Origin of the sequence: Aeromonas sp. s3 (assembly GCF_040907805.1) — a bacterium.
Classification (GTDB): Bacteria; Pseudomonadota; Gammaproteobacteria; order Enterobacterales; family Aeromonadaceae; genus Aeromonas; species Aeromonas dhakensis.
Window position 1 is genome coordinate 1 of the sequence record NZ_JBFOCQ010000020.1, and the last position, 26,992, is coordinate 26,992.

At 65.1% G+C, this 26,992-nt stretch carries 20 protein-coding genes and 1 tRNA gene; 11 read left to right on the plus strand and 10 right to left on the minus strand.

The window, feature by feature from the left end:
• Nucleotides 1–182: 182 nt before the first annotated feature.
• Nucleotides 183–259, plus strand: a tRNA-Asp gene (locus tag AB5Y98_RS10145).
• Nucleotides 260–613: 354 nt separating this feature from the next.
• Entirely contained in the window at nucleotides 614–1,114 is a 501-nt protein-coding gene (locus AB5Y98_RS10150; protein WP_368231843.1) for an NUDIX domain-containing protein, read from the plus strand.
• A 29-nt stretch (nucleotides 1,115–1,143) separates the two neighbouring features.
• Here AB5Y98_RS10150 and AB5Y98_RS10155 read toward each other — a convergent pair whose 3' ends face one another.
• Both AB5Y98_RS10155 and AB5Y98_RS10160 read right to left on the minus strand, forming a co-directional pair.
• Entirely contained in the window at nucleotides 1,144–2,427 is a 1,284-nt protein-coding gene (locus tag AB5Y98_RS10155) for an ATP-binding protein (protein WP_368231844.1), read from the minus strand.
• The gene (locus AB5Y98_RS10160) at nucleotides 2,424–3,104 is read right to left on the minus strand and encodes a response regulator transcription factor (RefSeq protein WP_368231845.1); all 681 of its coding nucleotides are present in this window, start codon (nucleotides 3,102–3,104) and stop codon (nucleotides 2,424–2,426) included. Before AB5Y98_RS10160 ends, AB5Y98_RS10155 begins: the two co-directional genes overlap by 4 nt.
• A 161-nt stretch (nucleotides 3,105–3,265) precedes the next feature.
• Here AB5Y98_RS10160 and AB5Y98_RS10165 point away from each other — a divergent pair, with 161 nt between their 5' ends.
• Together AB5Y98_RS10165 and AB5Y98_RS10170 are read left to right on the plus strand one after the other, a co-directional pair.
• Nucleotides 3,266–4,426, plus strand: a complete 1,161-nt coding sequence (locus AB5Y98_RS10165) for an efflux RND transporter periplasmic adaptor subunit (protein WP_368231846.1) — start codon at nucleotides 3,266–3,268, stop codon at nucleotides 4,424–4,426.
• A gap of 2 nt (nucleotides 4,427–4,428) precedes the next feature.
• Nucleotides 4,429–6,375: a MacB family efflux pump subunit gene (locus AB5Y98_RS10170; protein ID WP_368231874.1), complete on the plus strand. Its 1,947-nt coding sequence runs from the start codon at nucleotides 4,429–4,431 to the stop codon at nucleotides 6,373–6,375.
• 301 nt (nucleotides 6,376–6,676) lie between these two features.
• Here the strand turns inward: AB5Y98_RS10170 and AB5Y98_RS10175 are convergent, their stop codons facing one another.
• From AB5Y98_RS10175 to AB5Y98_RS10195, 5 genes are all read right to left on the minus strand, one after another.
• Entirely contained in the window at nucleotides 6,677–7,513 is an 837-nt protein-coding gene (locus AB5Y98_RS10175; RefSeq protein ID WP_139398077.1) for a transporter substrate-binding domain-containing protein, read from the minus strand.
• Complete coding sequence (locus AB5Y98_RS10180) at nucleotides 7,510–8,271, minus strand: amino acid ABC transporter ATP-binding protein (RefSeq protein ID WP_368231847.1); 762 nt, start codon at nucleotides 8,269–8,271, stop codon at nucleotides 7,510–7,512. The genes AB5Y98_RS10175 and AB5Y98_RS10180 overlap by 4 nt, the downstream gene beginning before the upstream one ends.
• Nucleotides 8,268–8,930 carry an amino acid ABC transporter permease gene (locus AB5Y98_RS10185; protein ID WP_017764783.1) on the minus strand — a complete coding sequence of 221 codons (663 nt, stop codon included), beginning with the start codon at nucleotides 8,928–8,930 and terminating at the stop codon, nucleotides 8,268–8,270. Before AB5Y98_RS10185 ends, AB5Y98_RS10180 begins: the two co-directional genes overlap by 4 nt.
• Before the next feature lie 74 nt (nucleotides 8,931–9,004).
• Nucleotides 9,005–9,670: an amino acid ABC transporter permease gene (locus tag AB5Y98_RS10190; protein WP_201881436.1), complete on the minus strand. Its 666-nt coding sequence runs from the start codon at nucleotides 9,668–9,670 to the stop codon at nucleotides 9,005–9,007.
• Nucleotides 9,667–10,878 (minus strand): threonine synthase, encoded by a 1,212-nt coding sequence (locus AB5Y98_RS10195; RefSeq protein ID WP_368231848.1) that lies wholly within the window; start codon nucleotides 10,876–10,878, stop codon nucleotides 9,667–9,669. Before AB5Y98_RS10195 ends, AB5Y98_RS10190 begins: the two co-directional genes overlap by 4 nt.
• A 234-nt stretch (nucleotides 10,879–11,112) precedes the next feature.
• Between AB5Y98_RS10195 and AB5Y98_RS10200 the strand changes: the two genes are divergently transcribed.
• The 4 genes from AB5Y98_RS10200 to AB5Y98_RS10215 all read left to right on the plus strand — a co-directional run bounded on the left by AB5Y98_RS10200 (nucleotide 11,113) and on the right by AB5Y98_RS10215 (nucleotide 17,102).
• A complete protein-coding gene (locus AB5Y98_RS10200) occupies nucleotides 11,113–13,260 on the plus strand; it encodes a prolyl oligopeptidase family protein (protein WP_368231849.1) in 2,148 nt (715 codons plus the stop codon).
• A 196-nt stretch (nucleotides 13,261–13,456) separates the two neighbouring features.
• The gene (locus AB5Y98_RS10205) at nucleotides 13,457–15,613 is read left to right on the plus strand and encodes an AsmA family protein (protein ID WP_368231850.1); all 2,157 of its coding nucleotides are present in this window, start codon (nucleotides 13,457–13,459) and stop codon (nucleotides 15,611–15,613) included.
• A gap of 162 nt (nucleotides 15,614–15,775) precedes the next feature.
• A complete protein-coding gene (locus AB5Y98_RS10210) occupies nucleotides 15,776–16,312 on the plus strand; it encodes a GNAT family N-acetyltransferase (RefSeq protein WP_005309313.1) in 537 nt (178 codons plus the stop codon).
• A 55-nt stretch (nucleotides 16,313–16,367) separates the two neighbouring features.
• A complete protein-coding gene (locus AB5Y98_RS10215; protein WP_368231851.1) occupies nucleotides 16,368–17,102 on the plus strand; it encodes an SDR family oxidoreductase in 735 nt (244 codons plus the stop codon).
• Nucleotides 17,103–17,152: 50 nt separating this feature from the next.
• Here AB5Y98_RS10215 and glnE read toward each other — a convergent pair whose 3' ends face one another.
• The 3 genes from glnE to AB5Y98_RS10230 all read right to left on the minus strand — a co-directional run bounded on the left by glnE (nucleotide 17,153) and on the right by AB5Y98_RS10230 (nucleotide 21,925).
• On the minus strand, nucleotides 17,153–20,026 hold the full coding sequence (glnE, locus tag AB5Y98_RS10220; RefSeq protein ID WP_368231852.1) for a bifunctional [glutamate--ammonia ligase]-adenylyl-L-tyrosine phosphorylase/[glutamate--ammonia-ligase] adenylyltransferase: 2,874 nt from the start codon (nucleotides 20,024–20,026) through the stop codon (nucleotides 17,153–17,155).
• Between the two features lie 130 nt (nucleotides 20,027–20,156).
• Nucleotides 20,157–20,597 (minus strand): GNAT family N-acetyltransferase, encoded by a 441-nt coding sequence (locus tag AB5Y98_RS10225; protein ID WP_368231853.1) that lies wholly within the window; start codon nucleotides 20,595–20,597, stop codon nucleotides 20,157–20,159.
• Nucleotides 20,598–20,674: 77 nt separating this feature from the next.
• Nucleotides 20,675–21,925: a methyl-accepting chemotaxis protein gene (locus tag AB5Y98_RS10230; protein WP_017764774.1), complete on the minus strand. Its 1,251-nt coding sequence runs from the start codon at nucleotides 21,923–21,925 to the stop codon at nucleotides 20,675–20,677.
• A gap of 31 nt (nucleotides 21,926–21,956) precedes the next feature.
• Between AB5Y98_RS10230 and AB5Y98_RS10235 the strand changes: the two genes are divergently transcribed.
• From AB5Y98_RS10235 to putA, 3 genes are all read left to right on the plus strand, one after another.
• Nucleotides 21,957–22,778 (plus strand): potassium channel family protein, encoded by an 822-nt coding sequence (locus AB5Y98_RS10235; protein ID WP_017782385.1) that lies wholly within the window; start codon nucleotides 21,957–21,959, stop codon nucleotides 22,776–22,778.
• A 152-nt stretch (nucleotides 22,779–22,930) separates the two neighbouring features.
• Nucleotides 22,931–23,536: a TIGR04211 family SH3 domain-containing protein gene (locus AB5Y98_RS10240; RefSeq protein ID WP_005309324.1), complete on the plus strand. Its 606-nt coding sequence runs from the start codon at nucleotides 22,931–22,933 to the stop codon at nucleotides 23,534–23,536.
• 269 nt (nucleotides 23,537–23,805) lie between these two features.
• Nucleotides 23,806–26,970 carry a bifunctional proline dehydrogenase/L-glutamate gamma-semialdehyde dehydrogenase PutA gene (putA, locus tag AB5Y98_RS10245; protein ID WP_368231854.1) on the plus strand — a complete coding sequence of 1,055 codons (3,165 nt, stop codon included), beginning with the start codon at nucleotides 23,806–23,808 and terminating at the stop codon, nucleotides 26,968–26,970.
• Nucleotides 26,971–26,992 lie beyond the last annotated feature (22 nt).

Below are 26,992 nucleotides of genomic sequence, written 5' to 3' on the forward strand. Positions count from 1 at the left end.
CTGACCCCATGCCGAACTCAGAAGTGAAACGCTGTAGCGCCGATGGTAGTGTGGCATTCGCCATGCGAGAGTAGGACACTGCCAGGCACCCAATTAAACGGTGATGTGAAAGACATGACCGGCTGCGAGGATGACACCTCATAAAGAAGCGGCAAAAGATTTAGCGAAAGCTAACCGAATGCGGAGCGGTAGTTCAGTCGGTTAGAATACCGGCCTGTCACGCCGGGGGTCGCGGGTTCGAGTCCCGTCCGCTCCGCCACTAAATTGAAAGGCCTTCCCAAATGGGAAGGCCTTTTTGCTATCTGGCTTTTGCAAACGGGATGAGGAAACAAGAGACAACCGCCAGGGCTGCGACTTGCCACGGGCAACTCGGTCCCTGTCTGTTGTCCCTTGTGTTTGAGCCGGACTCTGTCCGTCTCCCCGTCCGCTCCGCCACTAACAAGAAGCCCAGTCGAAAGACTGGGCTTCTTTCGTTTGCTTCCCGCTGTATTACCTCTTCTCCTTCTTTTATATCCCGCTGATTTATCACGTTATGGGTGTTGTGCCTCAAGGCTTTCCATCATGGATGGGGTTCGGCATACAATGCGCCTTTGGTGTCAGATGAGAGTCTCCTATGTTTTGTCCCCGTTGTGGTTCCGGAACGCTGCAACAGCGCAGCGAGAAAGAGTTTGCCTGTGGCTGTGGTTTTCACTATTTCCAGAATGTGGCGTCGGCCGTGATGGTGGCACTGTGTTGGCAGGACGAGCTGCTGGTCGCGGTACGGGCTCGGGATCCAGGCCGGGGCTTGCTGGATCTGCCGGGTGGCTTCGTCGATCCCGGCGAATCGCTGGAGGAAGCCTTGGTGAGGGAGCTCAAGGAGGAGCTGGGGCTGGATCTGGCGGGAGAGACGCCGCGCTACCTGGGCTCCTATGCCAACGTCTATCCCTATGACGATGTGGTTTATCATACCTGCGATACCGTGTTCTTGCTGGAGTTGGCAGACAAGCCTTTGGTGGTGGCGGCCGATGATGTGGCCGCCTGCGAGTGGCGCAAGCTGGCCGGCCTTGCCCCTGCCGAGTTTGCCTTTCGCTCTACCGGCGCCGCCATCAACCAGTTGCAGCGGCTGCGGGGCTAACCGATCGCTGTGATGACAGGGCGGAGCAGCTAGCCCGGCAGGTGGAGGGTGACGATCAGGCCGCCCTCTTCGCCGTTTCTGGCGTCGACCCGCCCGCCCTGGGCCTGGATGGCCTTGCGGGTGATGGCAAGGCCCAGCCCATAGCCCTTGCCTGCGGCGGGGGAGCCGATCCGCACGAAGGGATCGAAGATGCTGGAGAGCTTGCTCTCATCCACACCGATCCCCTGATCCGCCACCTCGATGACGAACTCGCTGCCCTGCTGCATCAGGGTCAGGTGGATGCACTGGCCCGCCTGCGAGAAGCGCAGGGCATTGCGCAGCACATTGTCGAGAGCCCGGCGGATCAGCTCCGCCTGTCCGCAGACCGTGTACTCCCGGGTTTCATCCACCCAGGTTTTGATCTCGATGCCCATATGCTGCGCCTCGTAGCGGGCATCGCTCACCACGGCGTCGACCAGCCCCTGCAGATCGTAATACTCCTCGCTATCCCGCTCGCCATGGCCAGCACGGGTGAGGGTCAGCAGTTCGCCGATCATCTTGTCCATGCGCTGGGTCTCGAGCTGGATCCGCGCCAGGGATCCCGCGATCCTGGCCGGATCCTGCTGGGCCAGGCCGATGGCCAGCTGCAGCCTGGCAAGGGGGGATCGCAGCTCGTGGGAGACGTCATGCAACAGCTGCTCGCGGCTCTCCACCAGCAGTTGCAGCCGCTCGGCCATGGCATCGAAGTCGCGGGCCGCATCGCTGATCTCGTCGTGGCGCCGCCGCATGGCGGGATAGAGGCGCACATCAAGCTCACCCTGGGCGAGGCGCGCGAACCCCTGCCGGAAGCGGTTCATGGGACGGGTCAGGTGCCAGGCGAGCAGGGCACTGAAGAAGAGGCCGCCAAGCCCGCCGATCCACCACATGGGGGGCGGCATGTTGAGCCAGTTGCGGTGGGGCTGGGGCGGGGCCAGCAACTGCTGCAGGCCGGCGCCGTCGTAGTCGAGCCGATAGTGCTGGCCATCGGCCCCCAGCAGGATGCGGCCGCTCAGCGTCGTGGCTGGTTCTGTTGCGATCGGTTCAAGCTGCAGCAGCCTTCGCTCCTGGGCCGGCCAGCTGGCCTGCAGGGTTGCGACTGCAGCCGGTCCCTGTCGCTGCAACAGGCTGGCGGCCGCCTCCAGCTGACGTTCGGCCAGCTGGCTTGCCATCCGCTGCTCCGGCGGTCCCTCATGGCGATAGAGGCTGAAGGCCACCCACAGCAGCTGGCTCATCATGATGATGGTGAACCAGAAGCCGAACAGGATCTTCCAGAACAGGCGCCCCTTGAGGATCATGCCAGCCGGTATCCTATGCTGCGCACCGTCTCGATGCCGACGGCTTCCCCCGCCAGGGCCTGCAGCTTCTGGCGGATGTTGCAGATGTGCACGTCGACGCTGCGATCATAGGGCTCGCGTGGGCGGCCCAGCCCATGCAGGGAGAGCTCATCCTTGCTGACCACCCGCTCCGGCGAGCGCAGCAGCAGCTCCAGCAGGTTGAACTCGGTGGCGGTCAGCTCCAGCGGCTGCGTTTGCCAGTGGCACTGACGGGTGGCGGGGGAGAGCACCAGCTCGCCAAGGCGCAGGCCCTGCTCTTTGCCCGGATGGGCGGGGGCCGGCTCGACCCGGCGCAGCACGGCCCTCAGCCTGGCCACCAGCTCCCTCGGGTAGCAGGGTTTGGGCACATAGTCATCGGCCCCCATCTCCAGTCCGATCACCCGATCGATATTGTCCCCCTTGGCGGTGAGCATGATGACGGGGATCCGGCTGTCGCGACGGATCTGGCGCAGCACCTCGCTGCCGTTCAGGTCAGGCAGCATGATGTCGAGCACCACGGCGGCATAGTTGCCGGAGAGGGCGTGCTGCACGCCGCTCTTGCCGGTCAGCACATGGGTGGCGGCAAAGCCTTCGCCGCCCAGGTATTCGCTCAGCATGGTGCCAAGCTCCAGATCATCGTCCACCAGCAGGATCTTCATCGCTCTTCTCCGTCTCGGGTTGGCGCCATTTTCCCGTGTCCGTCTCCGCCTGACAGCTGCTTTTACGCAATCCTTACACTGCCCTGCAAGAGGCTTAACCGGACATTGGAGTAGATTGCCCGGGTCTGTTTCATCCTCTGTTTTAGCCAAGGATATCCGCGATGCCCCCTGTCCGTCTCCCCGTTGTTCGCCTGCTGCTGCCCGCCCTGGTGCTGGTCGGCGCCGGCTGGCTGTGGCTGCCTTCCAGGGCGGCGCCGGCTGCCGCCTATATCACGGCTTCGGTCGAGCGGCGGGATCTGGAGCAGAGCGTGCTGGCCGACGGCACCCTGCAGGCCCAGAAGCTGGTGAGTGTGGGGGCCCAGGTGTCGGGGCAAATCAAGGCGCTGCACGTGGCACTGGGGGACGAGGTGAGGCAGGGCGATCTGCTGGTCGAGATCGACGATCTCACCCAGCAGAACGCCCTCAAGGATGCCGAAGCTGCTCTCGACAACGTGCAGGCCCAGCTGGCCTCGCGCCGGGCAACTTTGCGCAACAACCAGCTGGCCTTCGAGCGCCAGCGCAAGGTGCTGGCTCGGGGACTGGGCAGTCAGGCCGACTACGACAGCGCGGAGGCGACCCTGACGGCCACCCGTGCCGACATCCGGGCGTTGACGGCGCAGGCGGTGCAGGCCCGCATCGCGGTCGACACCGCCAAAGTGAATCTGGGTTACACCCGCATCGTCTCCCCCATGGCGGGCACCATAGTGGCGATCCCGGTGGAACAGGGGCAGACGGTCAACGCGGTGCAGAGTACCCCGACCATGGTCAAGGTGGCACGGCTCGACACCATGACGGTGGAGGCGCAGATCTCGGAGGCGGACGTGATCAGGGTGAAGGCCGGCCTGCCCAGCTATTTCACCGTGCTGGGAGCGCCCAAGCAGCGCTACCAGGCCAGCTTGCGTGCCATCGAGCCCGCCCCCGACACCATCAACGACGACACGACCAGCAGCAGTTCGACCAGCACGGCCGTCTACTACAACGGCCTGTTCGAGGTGGAAAACCCGCAGCGGGCCCTGCGCATCGGCATGACGGCCCAGGTGCACATTGTACTGGCGACCGAGCGCAACGCCCTGGTGATCCCGGCCATCGCCCTGAGCGAGGGGCGGGTACAGGTGGTGGATGAGGCCGGTCGCCCGCAATGGCGGCAGGTGAAGGTCGGCCTCAACAACAAGGTGGATGCCCAGATCCTGGACGGGCTGGCGGAGGGGGAGGCCGTGGTTGTGAGCCAGTTGACGGCCCAGCACCAGCAGAGCGGGCGGATGGGTCCGCCCATGGGGATGTGATGATGAGAGAACCACTGCTGCAACTGAGCGGTATCCGCCGCCATTTTGGCGACGGGGAGCGGCGCGTCGAGGTGCTCAAGGGCATCGACCTGACCATAACGCGGGGTGAGATGGTGGCCATCGTCGGCGCCTCCGGTTCTGGCAAGTCGACCCTGCTCAATATTCTGGGCTGCCTCGATCAGCCGAGCGAGGGTGACTATCGGGTGGCCGGACGGGAGACGAGCCGGCTGGCGGCCGATGCGCTGGCGACCCTGCGCCGCGAGCACTTCGGCTTCATCTTTCAGCGCTACCACCTGCTGGGGGATCTCAGTGCCCGCGACAACGTGGCGCTGCCCGCCCTCTATGCCGGGTTGGCCGGCGATGCGCGCAAGGCGCGGGCCGAGAGTCTGCTGCAGCGGCTCGGACTCGGCAGCCGGCTCGACTACAAGCCGAACCAGCTCTCCGGCGGCCAGCAGCAGCGGGTCAGCATTGCCCGCGCCCTCATCAACGGCGGTCAGGTGATCCTGGCGGACGAGCCGACCGGCGCCCTCGACAGCCAGAGCGGGGCCGAGGTGCTCGGCATATTGAATGGGCTGCACCGCGAGGGGCATACGCTGGTGATCGTGACCCACGACATGGCGATCGCCGAGCAGGCCGAGCGGATCATCGAGCTGAAAGATGGCGAGGTGGTGGCCGACCGTCGTCGCGAGCCGGCACTGCCATCCCCTGCGCCAACTACTCCTCGTGCCGACATCGGGGGACGCGGCGGTCTGGCCGGGCGGCTCGGCGCCGCTTTCAAGATGGCGCTGCTGGCCATGCAGGCCCAGCGCATGCGCACCTTCCTCACCATGCTCGGCATCATCATCGGCATCGCCGCCGTGGTGTCGGTGGTGGCGCTGGGGCGCGGATCCCAGCAGCAGGTGCTGGCCAACATCAATGCCATGGGCACCAGCACCCTGGAGATCTTCCCCGGCAGCGGCTTCGGCGATCGGCGGGCCGAGGCGGTCCAGACCCTCAGGGTGGAGGACGCCGACGCTCTCGCCGGGCTCGGTTATGTGCACAGCGTGACCCCCAGCCTGGCCACCAGCGTCACCCTGCGCCGGGGCAGTCAGGCGGTACTGGGTTCGGTGAACGGGGTGGGGGAGCAGTTCTTCCAGGTGCGCGGCTATCGACTGTTGCAAGGCATGCTGTTCGATGCCACCAGCGTGGCCGCTCTGGCGCAGGAGGTGGTGATCGACGAGAACAGCCTGGCGCGCCTGTTTGCCGCGGGGGAGTCGCCGCTCGGTCAGGTGATCCTGCTGGGGAGCCTGCCGTGCCGGGTGATCGGGGTGGTGGCCCGCAACCAGAGCGGCTTTGGCAGCGACGAGAACCTCAACGTCTGGATCCCCCACACCACGGCCATGACGCGGATGCTGGGCCAGAGCCACCTGCGCAGCATCAGCGTGCGGGTGCAGGATGAGGTGGCGCTGGCCGCCGCCGAGGATGGCATCACCCGCCTGCTGCGTGAGCGGCACGGCGCTCAGGATTTCTTCGTGCTCAACACCGACAGCATCCGTCAGGCGATCACCAGCACCAATGCCACCCTGACCCTGCTGATCGCCATGATTGCGCTCATCTCCCTGGTGGTGGGCGGTATCGGGGTGATGAACATCATGCTGGTGTCGGTGAGCGAGCGCACCCGCGAGATCGGCGTGCGGATGGCGGTGGGGGCCAGAACCGGCGACATATTGCAGCAGTTCTTGATCGAGGCGGTGCTGGTCTGCCTGCTGGGCGGGGCGGCCGGGGTGCTGCTCTCCCTGCTGGTCGGCGTCTTGTTCGAGCACTTCAGCAGCCAGTTCACCCTGAGCTACTCCCTGGACGCCGTGCTGATGGCCTTCTTCTGCTCCAGCCTCATCGGCGTGCTGTTCGGCTTTTTCCCGGCGCGACGGGCGGCGCGGATGGACCCCATCCACGCCCTGGAGCGGGAGTAGGCACTCTCTTCGGCGCCCGCTGCGCCACCCCATTCGCCGGCGTTGCCGAGGGCTCATCCCGCCCCCGGCGGCGCGGCGAATTGGCCGGACGGCATCCCGTGCCAGTCCGGCAGCCTGAACCGTGTCATCGACGTGACACAGCCTGCTCTGCGCGGGTTTTCAACCGGGCCCCTGGCCCGGTTCTTTTTCCCATGCGAAAAAAAGGCGCCACCCGAGGGGGACGCCTGAAAGGTCAAACCTTGCGGTTTGCGGACCAACGGAACCAAGACTTCACACATCACACTCTCAGCACTTCGCAGGTTCAGCCCTGCCACTTGCCTCCTTCCACTATCACGTCGTTCGGATCGGTATCGGCGCTTAAGTGTTCGCGCACATACTGGTCGTAGAGTTTCAGCAGGTACTTCTCTTCCCCCAGCTTGGCGAGACGGTCGTTGACCCAGTCACGCAGCTCGATATTGCCCTTCTTCACCGCCGGCGCGATGGGGTCTTCCGAGCCCAACTTCTCGGGCAACACCCGATAGCCCGGGTTCTCCTTGGCCCAGCTGAAGAGCACCAGGTTGTCCTGGGCATAGGCATCGCCACGGCCCTGGGCCAGCGCCTGCAGGGATTCGGTGTTCTTCTCGAACTTGAGCACCTTCCACTCCGGGTGGTTGCGGGTCAGCCAGATGTCGGCCGTGGTGCCGGTGGTGACGATCAGGGTCTTGTCCGCGAGATCGTTCAGCCCCTTGGCGGCGCTCTTCTCCGGCACCAGCACCTGCACCGCGACCTTGAGGTTGGGGTTGGTGAAGTCCACCACCTGCCGCCGCTCCGGGGTCACCGTCATATTGGCGAGGATGAGATCCACCTTGTCGCTTTGCAGGAAGGGGATGCGGCTGGCGGGCTCCACCGCCACGAACTCGACCTTGTTCTCGTCCCCCAGCAGATCCTTGGCGAAACGGCGGCCGAGGTCGGTGTCAAAGCCGACGTAGTTGCCCTTCTCGTCCACATAGCCAAACGGGGGCTTGTCGGTGAAGACGCCGACGATGAGCTTGTCGCGGGCCTTGATCTTGGCAAGGGAACCGTCCGCCGCATGGGCGGCGCCGCTGGCGAGACCCAGTCCCAACAAGGCACTGAACAGAACCGAGGTGATTTTTTTCATGCTGACTCCTTTCGTTTGATGACATTTGTATAAGAAAACTTGGCGAGGAACTGGCGGGCACGCTGGCTGCGCGGGTGCTCGAAAAATTGATGGGGGGCGGCCTGCTCCAGAATGTGGCCGCCGTCCATGAAGACGATGCGATCCGCCACCGCCTGGGCGAAGGCCAGCTCGTGGGTGACGATAAGCAGGGTCATGCCGCTGCCGGCGAGATCGCGGATCACCTCCAGCACCTCCTGCACCATCTCGGGATCCAGCGCAGCGGTCACCTCGTCAAACAGCATCACCTGCGGGTTCATGCAGAGCGCCCGCACGATGGCGATGCGCTGCTGCTGGCCGCCGGAGAGCTGGCGCGGATAGTCGTGGCACCGCTCCCACAGGCCGATGCGGGTCAGCAGCTGTTCCGCCTGCAGCAGGGCCTCCTGCCGCTCTCGTTTTTGCACTTGAAGGGGGCCGAGCAGCACGTTCTCCAGCACCGTCAGGTTGGGGAAGAGGTGATAGCTCTGGAACACCATGCCGATCCGCTGGCGTACCCGCTGCCAGTCGGTGCTGGCATCCAGCCGCTCTCCATCGAAGCGAATCTCGCCCCCCTGAATGGGTTCGAGCCCGTTGAGGGTGCGCAGCAAGGTGCTCTTGCCGCAGCCGCTCGGCCCCAGGATGACGATCACTTCCCCTGGGTGCACCGTGAGGCTGACCTCATCCAGTACCCGGTTGTGGCCGAATTGTTTGCTGACAGCATTGAGCTCAAGCAGAGGTGTCATACCGCATTACCCCATTGTTGCTCCAGCCGGCGCGAGACGAGCGAGAGCGGATAGCAGACCAGAAAAAAGAACAGGAACAGCAGACCGTAGATGAGCAGCGAGCCATAGGTGCGCTCGATGATCTGCTGGCCCACCTTGATCACCTCCACCACCCCGATCAGCACCGCCAGCGAGCTGGTCTTGATGATGCGGGTGTAGATGTTGATGGTGGGCGGCGTCAGCCGTTGCAGCGCCTGGGGCAGCAGCACGTGGCGATAGAGCTGCCAGCGAGAGAGCCCGAGCGCCAGGCCGGCCTCCTGCTGGCCGCGGGCGAGGGAGTTGAGGCCGCCGCGCACCACCTCTCCCACCTCGCTGGCGCCCCACAGGGTCAGCACCAGCACGGCGCACCAGAAGGCCGGGATATCCAGGCCAAAGAAGATCGGCAGCCCGAAGAAGAAGAGGTAGAGCCAGACCAGCACGGGCACCACCCGAAACAGCTCCAGATAGACTCGCAACACTACCCGCGTCAGCCTTCCCCCTTGCTGGGCCAGCACGCCGTAACCGACTCCGCCCAGGGTGGCGAACAGGATGGCGAGCAGGGAGATGGCGAGGGTCTGGCCCGCGCCCACCGCCAGCAGCGGTAGCGCCTGCGTCAGCTGCTCAGTGACCGGACTGGCCATAGCGAGCCCTCCTTCTTTGTGCATGGGTGGCGAGTGACGGCGGCAGCAGGACAATAGGTGCCTTCATCAGTTGCTCAATGACCGAACTGACCATGTTGCAGCCTCCTTTCAACGACGCGCAGGGCGAGCGACAGCGGCAGAAAGATCAGCACGCACATCAAGGTCAGTACCGCCAGCATCTCGTAGGTCTTGTAGTAGAGGGCGATGTAGTTCTTGGTGGTGTAGAGCAGTTCCGGCACCGCCACCGCCGAGGCCACCGTGGTCTCTTTCAAGAGGAAGATGAAATTGGCAAACAGCGCCGGCAGGCTGGCGAGCCAGGCCTGGGGCAGCTGCACGTGGCGTAGCAGTTGCCAGCGGGAGAGGCCGATGGCCCGCCCCGCCTCCAGTTGGCTGGGGGGGATTGCCTGAACGCCTGCCCGCAGCGCCTCGGTCAGGTAGCCGCCGCCGAGGAAGGTCATGGCGATCACCGCCGTGGCAAAGCCCGACAACGACAGACCGAGCGCCGGCAGCCCGAAGTAGAGAAAGAACAGCTGGATCAAGAGCGGCGTGTTGCGGGCCAGCTCCACATAGGCGCGGATCACCCTGTTCAGCCAGGGCCGATGCAGGCTTTGCAGCGTCACATTGAGCAGCGCCACGGCGAGCGAGGTGAGGATCACGATGGCGCCGAGCTGCAAGGTGACCCAGACCGATTGGCCGAACGCCGGCAGGGTGGTGAGGACAAAAGACCAGTCGAAGCTCATGCCGGGATCCTCCCGTCGCGGCGCAGTCGCTGGGGCACGACCGTGATGGCGTCCGGGTACTTGATGCCGGCACCAGTGTTGAGTACCACCACCCGCTCGCCCCCCTGGATCCAGCCCGCTTCCCGCAGCTGGCGGGCGGCGGCGAAGGCGGCCGCCCCTTCCGGGCAGACGAAGCAGCCCTCCTGGGAGGCGAGCTGACGCAGTTCGCGCTGGATGGCGCCATTTTCCACCGCGACGGCGCAGCCCTCGGTGCGATAGAGGGCGTCCAGCACCAGAAAATCCCCCAGCGCCTTGGGCACGTTGATGCCGAACGCCAGGGTCTGGGAGTCGGGCCAGAAGCGCGACTCGCGCTCCCCCTGCTGCCAGGCCCGGACGATGGGGGCGCAGCCGCTCGCCTGCACCGCCACCAGGCGCGGCAGCGGTCCTTGCACCCAGCCCAGCTCCTGCAACTCCCGCTGTGCCTTGTAGATGCCGATGAGGCCGACTCCGCCACCGGTGGGGTAGAGGATCACGTCCGGCAGGGTCCAGCCGAGCTGCTCGGCGATTTCAAACCCCATGGTTTTCTTGCCCTCGATGCGATAGGGCTCCTTGAGGGTGGAGGCATCGAACAGCCCCTGCTCGGCCACCGCCTCGGCCACTTGGCGACCGGCGTCGCTGATGAGGCCGTCCACCAGATAGAGGCGGGCACCGGCCAGGGCGCTCTCCAGCCGGGTGATGGTGGGGGCCGCTTGCGGCTGGACTATGGTGCTGCGCAAGCCGGCGCGGGCGCCGTAGAGTGCCCAGGCCGCGCCGGCGTTGCCGTTGGTGGGCATGGCGAAGTGGGTGACGCCGAGTTCGCGGGCGCGGGAGACGCCAACTGCGGCGCCGCGGGCCTTGAAGGAGCCGGTGGGGGTGAGGCTCTCATCTTTCATCCAGAGATCCGGAATGCCGACCTGCTTGCCGAGGCGCGGCAGCGGCAACAGCGGGGTGAAGCCTTCCCCCAGGGTGACCACCTGGGCGGGGTCGCGCACCGGCAGCAGCTCGTGGTAGCGCCACAGGCTGGCGGGACGCCCCAGCAGGGCGGCCGGATGCCAGGCCTGCTTCAGGGCCTCGAGGTCGTAGCTGGCCAGCAAGGGGGCGCCGACCGGGCTCAGCTGCTGGGGCTGATCGGCATCCACAACCTCGCCGGTCTTGCTGCAACGCAGATGTGATAGGTAGCTGTACGGCATGCTTTATCCTGAATGAGTCGAGATGGTCAGTCGCTTATTCCATCCTGTGACCCAAGTGCCGGATAACAAACAAAATAAACTGGCAAACCTAAGCGAAAAAATTCATATGACTCCGATTTATCCGGGTTGTGGCGGTTTCCCGCTCATGTTGCCTGGTCACCCGCTGGGGGGTTGGGCCATCCGGCACTCTTTGCTAACCTGCCCGCTTCACCGAAATTGCAGGGAGCCGCATCGATGCGAGCGATTGTCAGCCTGCTGGCCCTGTCACTGCTCTGTGCATGCAGCGGCCAGCCAACCAGAGAGGATGCCATGTCAGGGAAAGCGCGCCTTCACTACCCCGTCACCCGCCAGGGTGAGCAGGTGGATCACTACTTCGGTCAGGCCGTGGCCGACCCCTATCGCTGGCTGGAGGATGACCGCAGCCCCGAGACCGAAGCCTGGGTCAAGGCCCAGAATGCAGTGACCCAGGGTTATCTGGCACAGATCCCGTATCGCGCCGCTATCAAGGAGAAGCTGGCCGCTTCCTGGAACTACGCCAAGGAGGGGGCGCCGTTTCGCGAGGGGCGCTACCACTACTTCTTCAAGAACGACGGACTGCAGAACCAGAACGTGCTGTGGCGCCAGCAGGAGGGCAAGCCGGCCGAGGTGTTCCTCGATCCCAATACCCTCAGCCCCGACGGCACCACGGCACTGGATCAGCTGAGCTTCTCCCGCGATGGCCGCATCCTGGCCTACTCGCTGTCGCTGGCCGGCAGCGACTGGCGCGAGATCCACCTGATGGACGTGGAGAGCAAGCAGCCGCTGGAGGCGCCCCTCAAGGACGTGAAATTCAGCGGCATCAGCTGGCTCGGCAACGAGGGCTTCTTCTACTCGAGCTACGACAAGCCCGATGGCAGCGAGCTGTCGGCCAGGACCGATCAGCACAAGGTCTATTTCCACCGGCTCGGCACGGCGCAGGAGGATGACCGGCTGGTGTTTGGCGCCATCCCGGCCCAGCACCACCGCTACGTGGGGGCGACCGTCACCGAGGATGACCGCTTCCTGCTCATCTCGGCGGCGAACTCCACCTCCGGCAACCGCCTCTATGTGAAGGATCTGAGCCAGGAGAACGCGCCGCTGCTGACGGTGCAGGGAGAGCTGGACGCGGACGTGAGCCTGGTGGACAACAAGGGCGGCACCCTTTACCTGCTGACCAACCGGGACGCCCCCAACCGTCGGCTGGTGACGGTGGATGCCGCCAACCCGGGGCCGGCCCACTGGCGCGACCTTATCCCCGAGCGTCAGCAGGTGCTGACGGTGCACAGCGGCAGCGGCTATCTGTTCGCCGAATACATGGTGGATGCCACCGCCCGGGTCGAGCAGTTCGACTACGAGGGCAAACGGGTGCGCGAGGTGGCGCTGCCCGGCCTTGGCAGCGTCAGCGGCTTCAACGGCAAGCACGACGATCCCGCCCTCTACTTCGGCTTCGAAAACTATTCCCTGCCGCCCACTCTCTATCGGTTCGAGCCAAAGAGCGGCGCCATCAGCCTCTATCGCGCCTCGGCGGCGCCGTTCAAGCCGGAGGATTATGTCTCCGAGCAGCGCTTCTACCAGAGCAAGGACGGCACCCGGGTGCCGCTCATCATCAGCTACCGCAAGGGGCTGAAACTCGATGGCAGCAACCCGACCATCCTCTACGGCTATGGCGGTTTCGACGTGAGCCTGACCCCGAGCTTCAGCGTGTCGGTGGCCAACTGGCTGGATCTGGGGGGCGTCTATGCGGTGGCCAACTTGCGCGGGGGCGGTGAGTACGGCCAGGCCTGGCACCTGGCGGGCACCAGGATGAACAAACAGAACGTGTTCGACGACTTCATCGCGGCGGCCGAGTACCTCAAGGCCGAGGGTTACACCCGCACCGACCGGCTGGCGATCCGCGGTGGCTCCAACGGCGGCCTGCTGGTGGGGGCCGTGATGACCCAGCGGCCGGATCTGATGCGGGTCGCCCTGCCGGCGGTGGGGGTGCTCGACATGCTGCGCTACCACACCTTCACCGCCGGGGCGGGCTGGGCCTATGACTACGGCACCAGCGCCGACAGCGAGGCGATGTTCGACTACCTGAAGGGCTACTCGCCGCTGCACAACGTCCGACCCGGGGTCAGCTACCCCTCGACCCTGGTGACCACGGCGGATCACGACGATCGGGTGGTGCCGGCCCACTCCTTCAAGTTTGCCGCCACCCTGCAGGCCGACAATGCCGGCCCCCATCCCCAGCTCATCCGCATCGAGACCAATGCCGGGCACGGGGCGGGTACGCCGGTGGCGAAACTGATCGAGCAGAGTGCGGACATCTATGCCTTCACCCTGTACGAGATGGGCTACCGGGAACTGCCGCGTCAACCTTGATCCGGGCGAGACGGGCGTCAGCCATCCACCATCCACTATCATCAGGGGCCTGCGGGGCCCTTTTTATTGCCGCGCGTTTGAACGCCGACCTGCGACCATCCCTGTCTCGCCGGCGGCCCGTTTTGGCAGACGGGCCCCATCTGTTATCCCCCCGGTGGTATAGTCAGTCACAAGATCCGCATTCAAGGAGTCCATCGTGAAGAAGATCATCTACATCCTGCTGGGGTTGGCGCTGGCGGCCGTGGTGGCCATCACCGCCCTGGTGTCCCTCATCGACCCCAATCAGTTCAAGCCTCAGCTGGTGGAGCAGGTGCGCAAGAGCACCGGCCGCGAGCTGGTGATGGAGGGGGCGATCGGCTGGCGCTTCTGGCCAAGCCTTGGCCTCTCTCTCGAGAAGGTGGCGCTGCGCAACCCCGCCGGTTTCGCCGAGCCCGACCTGGTGCGCTTCGAGCGCGGGGAGGCCTCGGTGGGCCTGCTGCCGCTGCTCTCCCACCGGCTTGAGATCGGCAAGGTGACCCTGAGCGGCGCCCACCTGTTTATCCAGACCAAGGCTGACGGCAGCTCCAACCTGAGCGATCTCATCAAGACGACCAAACAGGGGGCGGATGCCTCGCCAGCGGGCGAGAGTCAGCCGGCTGCCCCGGCCGCCAGTGACAAGCAACCCTGGCAGATCAGCCTGCAAGGGGTGGAGCTGCAACAGGCCAGCGCCCTGCTGCAGGACGATCGCAACGGCACAGTCTCCCGCCTCGAACAGCTGGACCTGAACCTGGGTCAGCTGGTGGTGGATCAGTGGGTGCCGGTGACCCTGGCCGCCAAGGGGGCCCAGGGGGAGCTGGCTTTTGATCTCAAGGGGCAGGCCCAGCTCAGGCTGGCCCAGGATGAGAGCCACAGCGAACTCAAGGACCTCAGCCTGGAGGGGAGCCTGAAGGATCCGGTGCAGCGGCTCGACGCCTTCTCCCTCAAGGCCGATCGGCTGGCGCTGGGGGAGTGGAGCAGCCTCACGCTCAGTTTGCAGGGCGCCCAGGGGGCGGCGGACAAGCCAACCCTGGCCGGCACCCTGGAGGGGACTCTCAAGGCACGCCTCGATGAGCACCGGCAACTGCTGGAGGTGTCGGATGCCGTGCTGGCCGCCAAGCTCAGTGGTGACGCTCTGCCACGCCCGCAACTGCAGGTGAAGCTGGCAGGCTTTGCCCGTGCCGAGCTCGACAAGCAGAGCGTGACCCTGACCAACCTGGTGATGGGGGTGGATGACGCCCTGCTGAGTGGCAACGGCAGCGTGCAGCTGGGCGCCGTGCCTAGGGTGGAATTCGACCTCAAGGGGGAGGCACTGGATCTTGACGGCTGGCTCGGTCAGCCGGCCAAGGCCGCGCCCGCCGCGGCCAGTTCGGGCGCTGCAGCCCCGGCCGGGACGACGGCGCAGGCCGCCGCACCCGCCGCCAAGGCGCTCTCCACGGCCGAACCGGATCTGACCGCCCTCAAGGCGGTGGATCTGGCCGGCCGGTTGCAGCTGGGCAGTGTGCGGTTGAAGGGACTGGATCTGAGCGCCGTCGACCTGCAGCTCGCCCTGGCCGGTGGCCAGCTTACCCTCAAGCAGTTCAGCGCCGGCGTGGCCGGTGGCAAGGTGACCGCCAGCGGCGTGCTCGATGCACGGCAAAAGCCGGCTCGCTATCAGGCCCACAAGCGGGTACAGGGGGTCGATGTGCGGCCGCTGCTGCAGACCCTGGCCCAGACCGATCTGCTGGAGGGCAAGGGGGATCTCGAGGTCGAAGTGCAGGGAGCCGGCCTCTCCGAACTGGCGCTGCGCAGCCGGATGCAGGGCAAGGTGAACCTCAAGTTGAGCGATGGTGCCCTGCACGGCATCAACCTGGCGGAGATGATCCGCGAGGCGCGGGCCACCCTGACCGGCAAGGGGGCGGATCAGGTGAAGGAGGCGCGCAAGACCGACTTCAGCGCCCTCACCGCCAGCTTCCGGATTGCCGACGGGGTCGCCCAGAGCGACGACATCCAGCTGTTCGCCCCCGCCCTGCGGGTGAAGGGGCAGGGCCAGACCGCTCTGGTGCCGGAGACCCTCGACTTCCTGTTCCTCACCTCAGTAGTGGAGAGCAGCAAGGGGCAGGGGGGCAAGGATGTGGACGAGCTCAAGGACATCACCATACCGGTGCGTATCGGTGGCCACTGGCAGGCGCCGAGTTACCGGCTCGACGTGAAGGCACTGCTCAGCAACAACAAGCTGCTGGAGGAGAAGGCCCGCAAGGAGGCCGAGCGCGGTCTCAAGAAGCTGCTGGGTGACAAGGCCGACAACGAAGGGGTGAAGGGGGTGGCCGATCAGCTGCTCAAGGGCTTGTTCAAATAGCCTAGCCCTGTTGTTTTATCGCCATGCAGAGCCCGCCCCGTGCGGGCTCTGTGCGTTTTGGCCGGGAGGCGGGGTCGACGATGCCTGCGCCGGCAGTGAAAGAGAGGGGTGTTTGGGTCGGATAAAGATGGTATCACTGTGGTTTTACCAAGGAGCAGATGAATGAGTCGAAGTGAAATCGCAAGAGAGATATCCCATCCGGACTGGCCACTGGTCTGGCAGATCTACGGCAGCAGCTTTCCCCGCTATGAACAGCGCCAGCCGCAGCATCAGCAACGCAAGATGGGAGACTCCCGCTTTCACTGTCAGCTCTTCTATCAGGGCGAGCAGCTGCTCGGCTTTATTTTCTGGTGGGACTGCGGTGAGCAGATCTACATCGAGCATCTGGCCATCAACCCCGCCCTGCGCGGCCAGAACCACGGCTCACGCCTGCTTGCCGCCTTCTGCGAGACGGCGGGGCGCCCGGTCATCCTGGAGATAGATCCGCCAGAGGACGAGATTTCCCTTCGTCGGCTGCGCTTCTATCAGTCGCTGGGTTTTTGCCTGAGCGATCATGACCACGTGCACCCGCCCTATCAGCCAGATTGCGAGGGACATGCGCTGCGGGTGCTGAGCTATCCGGCCCCGCTCGACAAGGAGGATTATCTGCGTTTCAACAAGGTGCTGGTGGAGACAGTGATGGATCACGGCCCGGCCTGACACGGCCACCATCCATCTCGCAGTGCCACCATGCGCCACACGACCAGGAGGGTCCATGAACAAACGGGTGCTGATCACCGGCGGCGGCAGAGGCATTGGCGCCGCCACCGCCCGCCATCTGGCGGGGCAGGGCTATCATCTGTGCCTCAACTATCGCCATGACAAGGCCAGTGCCGAGGCGCTGGTGGCCGAGATCCTGGCCTCCTATCCGGTCAGCTGCATCGCGGTTCAGGCCGATGTCGGGGTGGAGGCCGAGGTGGTGCGTCTGTTCGAGGAGATGGACGCACGGCTCGGCCCCGTCACCCATCTGGTCAACAACGCCGGCAGGTTGCAGCCGCAGATGCGGGTGCTGGAGATGAGCGCCGAGCGCATCAACCAGACCCTGACCACCAATGTCACCAGCTGCTTTCTCTGCTGCCGCGAGGCGGTGCGCCGGATGACGGCGGGGGGCGCCATCGTCAATGTCTCCTCGGCCGCCGCCCGGCTGGGCTCGGCGGGGGAGTACGTGGACTATGCCGCCGCCAAGGGGGCCGTCGACGTGCTGACCAGGGGGCTGTCGCTGGAGGTGGCGGCCCAGGGGATCCGGGTCAACGGGGTGCGTCCGGGTTTCATCTACACCGAGATGCACGCCGACGGCGGCGAACCCGGTCGGGTCGACCGGGTGAAGGGGCAAATCCCGCTGCTGCGGGGCGGTCAGCCGGCCGAAGTGGCCGCTGCCATTGCCTGGCTGCTCTCTGACGAGGCTTCCTACGTCACCGGCACCTTTATCGACGTGGCCGGCGGGCGCTGACCCCGACCCGATAATAGATACAACAAGGGGCGCCTCGGCGCCCCTGCGGTTTATTCCCCCAGCAGCTGTTGCCAGACCGCCAGCACATGGCCGCGCTCCGGCAGCAGCCTGTCGTCCCCCACCTTGCGGGAGACCTCCGAGAGGTTGAGGCGATGACCGAGGTTGCGGATCTCCAGATAGGCGTGCTTGAGCCCCTCCGCCTGCTCCAGGGTCAGCACCCCCGCCAGCACGCACTCGTCGAAGATGCGCACGTTATCGGACCAGCGGGTGAGCGCCTCGGGTTCGCCGCAGGCATGGGCCAGCACCAGGTACTGGGCGATGAACTCGATATCCACCATGCCACCGGGGGACTGCTTGAGATCGAACTCGCCGGCGCCGGCCTTGAGCAGGTGATCCCGCATCTTGTGGCGCATCTCGCGCACCTCGCGGGCCAGGGTCGGCAGCTCCCGCTCCTTGGCCAGCACGGCGCGGCGAATGCGGGCAAACTCGGCGATCACCGCCTCATCACCATAGATGGGGCGGGCCCGCACCAGTGCCTGATGCTCCCAGGTCCAGGCCTCGTTTTGCTGATACAGCTCGTAGGCTGACAGCGACGAGACCAGCAGGCCCGAATCGCCGGAGGGGCGCAGCCGCATGTCGATCTCGTAGAGGATGCCGGACGGGGTGCGGGTGCTGAACAGGTGCAGGATCCGCTGGGCCAGGCGCAGGTAGAACTGGCGGCTGTCGATGGGTTTGCGCCCGTCGGTGTAGCTGTTGGGGTCGCCGCCATGCAGGAACACCAGATCGAGATCCGAACCGTAGCCCAGCTCGATACCACCCAGCTTGCCATAGGCCACCACCGCAAAGCCGCGCTGGCCGCTCACCGCTACCTCGGGCGGCACCCCGTAGCGTTCGCTCATCTGGGCCCAGGCCTGATTGACCACCTCTTCGGTGATCGCCTCCGCCAGCCAGGTGAGGTGGTCGCTCACCTTCATCAGCGGCAGGGCGCCGGCGATGTCGGCCGCCACGATGCGCAGCAGCTGCACCTGCTTGAACTGGCGCAGCGCCTCCATCTGCTGCTCCACGTCCTCTTCGGGGATGCGCAGCAGGAACTGGCGCAGCTGGGGCTTGTACTGATCGAGCGGGGTAGGGTGGTAGAGGTGCTGGGGATCGAGCAGCTCGTCCAGCAAAATCGGGTAGCGGGCCAGCTGCTCGCTCACCAGGTGGCTGGCGTCACACAGTCGCACCAGCTGGCGCAGGGCACCCGGGTTTTCCGCCAGCAGCTGCAGATAGGCGCTACGGGTGAAGATACGGGTCAGCAGCTCGCACACCCGCTCGAACAGGCGGGCGGGTTGCTCGCTGGCGACCACCAGCCGCAGCAGCTCCGGCATCAGCCAGTCCAGCGCGATGCGCCCCTGCGGGCCAACCTGCCGGCGCTTGTACTCCTCCTTGAAGCGCAGCAGGGCGACGCAGAGCGGGGCGGGCTCGGCCACTCCCTGCGCGGTCAGCAGTTGCTCCAGCTCGGCGGCATCGAGCTCGGTGCGCCACAGATCGAGCCAGAGCTGCTCCAGATGGGCGGGTGCCTCTTTCTCTTCCCCCACCACGGCGGCGAACTCCTGATGGACGGCGGCCATCTCCTCATCCAGATGAGCCATAAAGGCGCCCCAGTCGGTAAAGCCGAGGGCGGCGACGAGCCGCTGGCGATCCCGCTCCTCGGTGGGCAGGGTCTGGGTCTGCTGATCGCCGATCTCCTGCAATATGTTCTCGACCCGGCGCAGGAAGCGATAGGCCGTCAGCAGGCGGTCGCAGTGGTCGGCTTCGAGGGCGCCGCACCGGGCGATGGCGGCCAGTGCCTCCGGCAGATGGCGCACCCGCAGTGCCGGCTCACGCCCTCCACGAATAAGCTGCAGCGCCTGGGCGATGAACTCCACCTCGCGAATGCCGCCGGCCCCCAGCTTGATGTTGCCCTCCAGCCCCTTGCGGCGCACCTCGGCGGCGATCATCGCCTTCATCTGGCGCAGGCCGTCGATAACGCCGAAGTCGATATAGCGGCGAAACACGAAGGGGCGCAACATCTCGGCCAGCTCCACCGCGTGTTCACACTGGGGCCCCAGCACCCGCGCCTTGACCATGGCGTAACGCTCCCAGTTGCGACCGTGATGCTGGTAGTAATCCTCCATGGCGGCAAAGGAGATGGCGAGCGGCCCCGCGTCGCCAAAGGGGCGCAGCCGCATGTCGACCCGAAACACCTGGCCGTCGACCGTGCTCTGGTGCAGGGCGTTGATGATGCGCTGGCCCAGCTTGATGAAGAACTGCTGGTTGGCGAGCTCGCGCCGCCCGCCCACCGTGTAGCCGTTCTCGGGGAAGGTGAAGATAAGGTCGATGTCGGAGGAGAAGTTGAGCTCGCCGCCCCCCAGCTTGCCCATGCCGAGAATGAGCAGCGGCTGCGGGTTGCCGTCGCCATCCATCGGGGTGCCCAGCTCGTTGCACTGTTTGGCGTAGAGCCAGTCGCGGGCGGCGCAGATGAGCGCATCCGCCAGCTTGGTGAGATGGATAAAGCTCTCTTCCACTTCGGCATGACCCAGCAGTTCGCGCCAGGCGATCACCAGCATGCGGCTGCGGCGGAACTGGCGCAGGATGCGCTTGAGCGCCTCCTCGTCATCCACCTCGGCCAGCAGGGCGGCCAGATCACGTTGGTAGGCGGGCCAGCGCTCGGAGCGCTCAAGATCTCCGGAGGCGAGCAGCTCGGTCAGCAACTCCGGCTGTTTGAAGAGAGAGTCGGCGACAAAATCGGATAGACCGAGCAGGGTCAGCAGGGTCTGGCGCACCGGTTCGGGCAGCGTGCCGTAGTCGGGGGCCAGTTCAGTCAGCCGTTGCCAGTGGCGCTGGGCCAGCTCCTGCAGCAGGGGGGAGAAGGCGGAGAAAGAGGGAGAGTGCTGGGCCACGGTTGCCGTCCTTGTGGTTAACGAAACTGCCGGATAAAAAGCTGGCTGCCAATCTAGCACTGTCGGGCCCCCGCGTCACAGCGCAGGGGCGAGAAGCATGATCCGGCGGGAATTATCGACAGCCGACCATTCAGGTGCGCTGGTAGATATCGGGGTGGTAGATCTCCATCAGGCTGCCGGGGCTTGCTGGCGGCACGAAGCCAAAACCGGCGTAGAGGCCGTGGGCATCGGAGGTGGCGAGGGAGAGGCGGCGCAATCCCTGCAGCTCGGGATGGTCGAGTATGGCTGCCACCAGTGCCTTGCTGTAGCCGCGGCCGCGATACTCAGGCAGCACGAACACGTCGGCCAGATAGCCGAAGGTGGCGCGGTCTGTGATGACCCGGGCGAAGGCGACCTGCTGGCCGCCGAGGTAGCCGCCAAAGCAGAGCGAATGGTTGATGGCCCGCTGCAGAGTGGCAAGGGGAATGCCGCGACACCAGTAGGACTCTTCAGACAAGAAGCGGTGGATCAGCGGCAGGTCGAGCCGCCCCTGGTCGGCGCTGATTTCAAGCGCAAGTTCTGTGGTCTGCATCCTGGCTCCTTGCCGCGATGGAAAAAGAAAGGCCCCTCGTGGGAGCCTTCCAGTCTAACCAGATTGTTGAGTGAAAGTCAGGCCAGCTTGAAGGCCTGAATATGAGTATCCAGGGTCTGGCTGTGGCGCTCCACCAGTTCGGAGGCCTCCTGCAGCTCGCGCAGTACCACGACGGAACCCTCCACCACCTGCTTGACCTGCTCCAGGTTGCCGCTCATCTCCTCGGCCACCGAGCTCTGCTGCTCGGAGGCGGCGGCGATCTGGCGGTTCATGTCGGCCACCCCCTGTACCCGTTGCACTATGGTGGCGAGCTGGTCGCCGGCCTGGGTCACCTGCTCCACCCCCTTGTCGGCCTGCTGCACGCTCTGGGCCATCAGCTCGGCCGCCTGGCGGGCGTTGCCCTGCAGCTGCTCGATCATCTTCTGGATCTCGACGGTGGCGGCCTGGGCCCGGTTGGCCAGCTCCCGTACCTCGGAGGCGACCACCGCGAAGCCACGGCCCGCCTCACCGGCGCGGGCGGCTTCGATGGCGGCGTTCAGCGCCAGCAGGTTGGTCTGCTCCGAGATGCCGCGAATGGTGTCGACCACTGAGCCTATCTGATCGACCCCCTGTTCCACCTGGTTGACCACGGTGGAGGAGCGTTGAATGTTGCCGGAGAGGGTGTCGATGGTGTTGACGGTGGCAGCCACGCAGCGGCTCCCCTCTTCCGCCAGCTGGCTGGTTTCGGCAGTGGCGTGGGAGGCCTGTTCCGCATGGGCGGCCACCTCGCGGATGGCGCCCACCATCTGGCTCATGGCGCTGGCCAGCTGTTCGATCTGGGTGAACTCCTCGCTGATGGCCTCATTGGCCTCTTCCATGCAGAGGGTCACCTGGGAGGCGATGTCGTTGAGCTCCTTGCAGGCGACGCGCTGGGTGCCGAACACCTCCTTGAGGTTCTCCTGGGAGTGGGCCACCGCCTTGGCGATGTCGCCGAATTCGTCACGGGACTTGAGCAGCACCCGGTGGCTCAGATCCTTGCGGGCGAAGCGTTCCAGCAGGCCCACCAGATAGTGCACCTGCTTGACCATCAGGCGCGAGCCGGTCAGCAGCAGTACCACGAAGACCAGCCCCATGATGGCGGTCTCCATCAGCCCGGTCCAGAGCAGGCTGTTGGCGATGGTGTCTGCCTTGTCGGGAGCGATCCCTTCGCTGAGCAGGGTGGTTTCCAGATTGCTGGCGTCGAACCAGAGCTTGATCAGCAGCAGCACAGTACTGAACACCATGAGCAGTACCACTTTGGGTACCAGCCGGATATTGCTCATTCGCTTCTCCAGCGGGTTTAACTGCATAATATTTCTCCTTTTAATGACCGGTTTTCCTTTGTCCTCAGGACTATCGGCATTATCTTCCTTTTTATTAATTCGCACCGTGCCTAAAGTGGGAAAATGTATGCGCCATCACTTAACTCATCTACGCGCCATGGATCTGTTGATGGCGTTTCTGTCGGTGATCTCGGTTGTGCTGGTCACGGCCCGCTGGTGGGGTCATCAGACCCTGGCCCCCCAGACCCTGCAGCTCTTCTATGACGTCGACAGCCTGATCTGCTACTTCTTCCTTGGTCACTTCGCCTATGGCTGGATCCGGGCCCCCGACCGGATGGCCTTCTTCAAGGCCAACTGGTTCTATCTGCCGGGCAGTCTGCCCATGGTGGAGCAGCTGCGCTGGGCCCGACTCATCCAGTTGTGGCGGATCTACCAGCTGTTGCGGGATCAGCCGGATCTGCTGGCCATGTTTCGCCGCGAGCGCAACGAGACCACCCTCTCCGGCATCCTGTTTCTGTTCTTCTTGCTGCTGGGGGTGGGGTCAGGGGTGATGTACTGGGTCGAGTCGGGCCAGCCCGGCAGCCAGATCCAGACTCCCTACGATGCCTTCTGGTGGACGCTGGTGACCCTCTCCACCGTGGGGTACGGCGATCTGGTGCCCAAGACGGAGGAGGGGCGCTTCGTCGCCAGCCTGTTGATCCTGTTCGGGGTCGGTCTGTTCGGTGCCATCAGCGGTTTCATGGCCAGCCTGTTCCTGCAACCGGGACGGGGGGATGCGGAGCTGGAGAAGTGGCGCCATCACCAGAGCGCACAGCAGGATCTGCTGCTGCAGGAGCTGCGTGCCCTGCGGGCCGAAGTGAAGGCACTGAAACAGAAATAGGCAGCGGCGTCCGGAATGGTCGCGTCGCGATAGAGACAAGTTGCGAGCCACCTCTCAGCTCGGGGGGGAGCCCTTTTCTTTGCTTGTCCTTTGACCCGCCGGCGGCTTAACATTCGCCAGTCACCTAACCAAACGAAGAGAACCGATCGACCATGCGCGCCCTTCTCGGGATCCTGATCTGCTTGTGTGCCCAACAGGCACTGGCCGATACCCGCTATGTTTCAGACAACATCTTTACCTTTATTCACAATGGTCCGGGCACCCAGTACCGGATCCTTGGCAGCGTCAAGGCGGGTGAGCCGCTGGACGTCAAGGCAGTGAACAACGAGGCCGGTTTTACCCAGGTGGTGGACGGTCGCGGCCGTGAGGGCTGGATCAAGAGCAGCGAGTTGCAGGGCGAGATCAGCCTGCGCGAGCGGCTGCCCCAGGTACAGAAAGAGCTGGAGGAGGCCAAGGCCCGCCTGCTGAACCTCAACGGTGACAACGAGAAACGCTTCGCCGAGAAGGATGGCAAGATCGCCGAGCAGAGCAAGGAGATCGCCACCCTCAAGGCCCAGCTCGCCAGCCAGGGCGAGGAGATGGGCAACCTCAAGGAACAGAACGACGCCCTGACCCAGAGCTACGACAACCAGGAGCACGATATGCAGATGGACTGGTTCATCCGCGGTGGTGCCATGGTGGGGGGCGGCATCCTGCTCGGCATCCTGCTGCCCATGCTGCCCCGTCGCCGCAGCCGCGGTGATCGCTGGATGAACTGACAACCGCTGTCGGCAGCAGCGTGAAGGGTCGCCATGGCGACCCTTCTTTTTTGCCTGGCGAAAAATTGTATACAAAATAAGGCGATGAATTTTGCCTGATAGGCATATGGCGCCGATATAGTGCGCCATATGAGCCAATCAGCGATCTTTGTTAATAACGGGCAACAATTTCATTTCATCTATGGGTTGATATTGTATACATTATCGGCGTTTCGGCGGCACGACCGCCTTCGTCGATATCAGCCCTAGGGCGTACAGGAAGACCCCATATGTTCAAAGCTACCCAAGTGCTTGCCGCTGACTACATTCCCTCCGATCTGGCCGCCCTGCGCGAAGCCATCACCCAGAACTACGTGGTGGATGAAAATGCCTATCTGGCCGAACTGTCGGCCATGCTGCCGGGGGATGGCGCCTCGCTGGAACGGGTGACCCAGCGTGCCCGTACCCTGGTGACCAAGGTGCGCAAGGAGAGCGGCTCCGGCGATGGCATCGACGCCTTCCTGCAGGAGTACAGCCTGGATACCCAGGAGGGGATCATCCTGATGTGCCTGGCGGAGGCGCTGCTGCGCATTCCCGATGCCGAAACCGCCGATGCCCTGATCAAGGACAAGCTCTCCGGCGCCAACTGGTCGTCCCATTTTCGCAAGAGCGACTCCACCCTGGTGAACGCCTCCACCTGGGGGCTGATGCTGACCGGCAAGATCATCAAGCTGGACAAGAAGCTGGACGGCAACCCGGCCAACCTGCTGGGCCGCATGGTCAACAAGCTGGGGGAGCCGGTGGTGCGCTCCGCCATGTACGCCGCCATGAAGATCATGGGCAAACAGTTCGTGCTGGGGCGCGACATGAAGGAAGCCCTCAAGGCGAGCCGCAAGTCCCGCGAGAAGGGCTACACCCACACCTATGACATGCTGGGGGAGTCCGCCCTGACCCTGGCCGATGCCGACAAGTATTTCGGTGACTACCAGCGCGCCATCGAGGCGGTGGGCGGCGAGCGCATCAGCGACGGCGGCCCGGCCCCCTCCATCTCCATCAAGCTGTCGGCGCTGCATCCGCGCTATGACGTGGCCAACCGCGAGCGGGTGCTCGGCGAGATGTGCGAGCGGCTGGTGGGACTGGTGCGTCTGGCCCGCGACAAGGACGTGGCCATCAGCATCGATGCCGAAGAGATGGACCGCCTCGAGCTCTCCCTGGACTTGTTCGAGCAGCTCTACCGCTCCGATGCCAACCGTGGCTGGGGCAAGCTCGGCATGGTGGTGCAGGCCTACTCCAAGCGCGCCCTGCCGGTACTCTGCTGGCTCACCGCGCTGGCCCGCGAGCAGGGAGATATCATTCCGGTACGGCTGGTGAAGGGCGCCTACTGGGACAGCGAGCTGAAATATGCCCAGCAGGCCGGTCTGCCAGGCTACCCGCTGTTTACCCGCAAGGCGGGCACCGACATCTCCTACCTCGCTTGCGCCCGCTATCTGCTGAGCGAGCCGACCCGCGGCTTCATCTCACCCCAGTTCGCCACCCACAACGCCAACACAGTGGTCAGCATTCTGGAGATGGCCGGTGATCGCCAGTTCGAATTCCAGCGCCTGCACGGCATGGGGGAGGAGCTGCACAACGCGGTGCTGAACGAGCAGCCCGGCCTGCACTGCCGCATCTATGCGCCGGTGGGTGCCCACAAGGATCTGCTGCCCTATCTGGTGCGCCGCCTGCTGGAGAACGGGGCCAACACCTCCTTCGTCCACAAGCTGGTGGACCCCAACACCCCGGTCGACTCCCTGGCCGAGCACCCGCTGCGCACCCTCAAGCGCTACTCCAGCCTGGCCAACGACCGCATTCCGCAGCCGGTGAACCTGTTCAGCGACCGCAAGAACTCCAGCGGCGTCAACATGAACATCGTCTCCATCCAGCGTCCCTTCTTCGCCAAGCTGAAAGAGCTGGAGAACAAGCAGTGGCTGGCGGGCCCCATCGTCGATGGCGAGACCCTCAAGCGCAACGAAGCCCGCGTGGTGCTGAGCCCGCAGGATGTGAGTCTGACCGTCGGCAAGATCCACTGGGCCGACGAGCAGGCGGTGGAGCAGGCACTGGCCTCGGCTCACGCCGCCTTCCCGCGCTGGCGCGAGACCCCGGTGAGCGAGCGTGCAGCCGCCCTTGAGAAACTGGCGGATCTGCTGGAAGCGAACCGCGAGCAGTTCATCTCCCTCTGTACCCGCGAGGCGGGCAAGCTGCTGCAGGATGGCATCGACGAGGTGCGCGAGGCGGTGGACTTCTGCCGCTACTACGCGGTGCAGGCCCGCGGCCTGATGGGGCAGGCCACCCTGCTGCCGGGTTACACCGGCGAGATGAACGAGCTGTTCCTGCAGGGCCGCGGCGTGTTCGTCTGCATCAGCCCGTGGAACTTCCCGCTGGCGATTTTCCTGGGCCAGGTCGCCGCGGCGCTGGCCACCGGCAATACCGTCATCGCCAAGCCTGCCGAACAGACCGGTCTCATTGCCCATCTGGCGGTGACCCTGGCCCATCAGGCCGGCATTCCGGGCGACGTGCTGCAACTGCTGCCGGGTGACGGCGCCACCGTGGGCGCCAAGTTGACGGCGGATGCCCGCATCGGCGGCGTCTGCTTCACCGGCTCCACCGAGACCGCCAAGCTCATCAACATGACCCTGGCCCAGCGCGATGGCGCCATCCTGCCGCTCATCGCCGAGACCGGCGGCCAGAACGCCATGATCGTCGACTCCACCGCCCTGCCGGAGCAGGTGGTGCGCGACGTGGTGAGCGCCGCCTTCCAGAGCGCCGGCCAGCGCTGCTCCGCCCTGCGGGTGCTCTACCTGCAAGAAGAGATCGCGCCGCGGGTGCTGGAGATCCTGACCGGTGCCCTGCAGGAGCTCAAAGTGGGCAACCCGGCCGAGCACAACACCGACGTCGGCCCGGTCATCGACGCAGAGGCCAAGGCCGGGCTGGATGCACACCTGGTGCACATGATCCCGCGTGCCCGTCTGATCGCACAGGCGCCGATGCCGGCGGTGACCCTAGGGGGCCACTTCGTGCAGCCGACCGCGCTGGAGATCGGCTCCATCCGCGAGCTGACCCGCGAGCAGTTCGGCCCCATCCTGCACGTGGTGCGCTACGCCGCCCGGGATCTGGACAAGGTGATCGCGGATATCAACGGCACAGGTTACGGCCTGACGCTGGGGATCCACAGCCGCAATGAATCCCATGCCGAGGAGCTGGCGAGCCGCATCAACGTGGGCAACGTCTACATCAACCGCAACCAGATCGGCGCCATGGTCGGGGTGCAGCCGTTCGGCGGGCAGGGGCTCTCCGGCACCGGTCCCAAGGCGGGCGGCCCCCATTACCTGAGCCGCTTTGTGACCGAGAAGACTCGCACTATCAACACCACGGCGGTGGGCGGCAACGCCTCCCTGCTGGCGATGGGCGACGCCTGATCGACCGTGACCGACATCAGGC

Excerpts from the sequence above, each read along its gene's own strand:
- AB5Y98_RS10155 (WP_368231844.1), bottom strand. The coding sequence starts at position 2,427 with ATGATCCTCAAGGGGCGCCTGTTCTGGAAGATCCTGTTCGGCTTCTGG.
- AB5Y98_RS10200 (WP_368231849.1), top strand. The coding sequence starts at position 11,113 with ATGCGAGCGATTGTCAGCCTGCTGGCCCTGTCACTGCTCTGTGCATGC.
- putA (WP_368231854.1), top strand. The coding sequence starts at position 23,806 with ATGTTCAAAGCTACCCAAGTGCTTGCCGCTGACTACATTCCCTCCGAT.
- AB5Y98_RS10215 (WP_368231851.1), top strand. The coding sequence starts at position 16,368 with ATGAACAAACGGGTGCTGATCACCGGCGGCGGCAGAGGCATTGGCGCC.
- AB5Y98_RS10165 (WP_368231846.1), top strand. The coding sequence starts at position 3,266 with ATGCCCCCTGTCCGTCTCCCCGTTGTTCGCCTGCTGCTGCCCGCCCTG.
- AB5Y98_RS10180 (WP_368231847.1), bottom strand. The coding sequence starts at position 8,271 with ATGACACCTCTGCTTGAGCTCAATGCTGTCAGCAAACAATTCGGCCAC.
- AB5Y98_RS10210 (WP_005309313.1), top strand. The coding sequence starts at position 15,776 with ATGAGTCGAAGTGAAATCGCAAGAGAGATATCCCATCCGGACTGGCCA.
- AB5Y98_RS10240 (WP_005309324.1), top strand. The coding sequence starts at position 22,931 with ATGCGCGCCCTTCTCGGGATCCTGATCTGCTTGTGTGCCCAACAGGCA.
- AB5Y98_RS10150 (WP_368231843.1), top strand. The coding sequence starts at position 614 with ATGTTTTGTCCCCGTTGTGGTTCCGGAACGCTGCAACAGCGCAGCGAG.
- AB5Y98_RS10160 (WP_368231845.1), bottom strand. The coding sequence starts at position 3,104 with ATGAAGATCCTGCTGGTGGACGATGATCTGGAGCTTGGCACCATGCTG.
- AB5Y98_RS10190 (WP_201881436.1), bottom strand. The coding sequence starts at position 9,670 with ATGAGCTTCGACTGGTCTTTTGTCCTCACCACCCTGCCGGCGTTCGGC.
- AB5Y98_RS10175 (WP_139398077.1), bottom strand. The coding sequence starts at position 7,513 with ATGAAAAAAATCACCTCGGTTCTGTTCAGTGCCTTGTTGGGACTGGGT.
- AB5Y98_RS10195 (WP_368231848.1), bottom strand. The coding sequence starts at position 10,878 with ATGCCGTACAGCTACCTATCACATCTGCGTTGCAGCAAGACCGGCGAG.
- AB5Y98_RS10230 (WP_017764774.1), bottom strand. The coding sequence starts at position 21,925 with ATGCAGTTAAACCCGCTGGAGAAGCGAATGAGCAATATCCGGCTGGTA.
- AB5Y98_RS10185 (WP_017764783.1), bottom strand. The coding sequence starts at position 8,930 with ATGGCCAGTCCGGTCACTGAGCAGCTGACGCAGGCGCTACCGCTGCTG.
- AB5Y98_RS10225 (WP_368231853.1), bottom strand. The coding sequence starts at position 20,597 with ATGCAGACCACAGAACTTGCGCTTGAAATCAGCGCCGACCAGGGGCGG.
- AB5Y98_RS10170 (WP_368231874.1), top strand. The coding sequence starts at position 4,429 with ATGAGAGAACCACTGCTGCAACTGAGCGGTATCCGCCGCCATTTTGGC.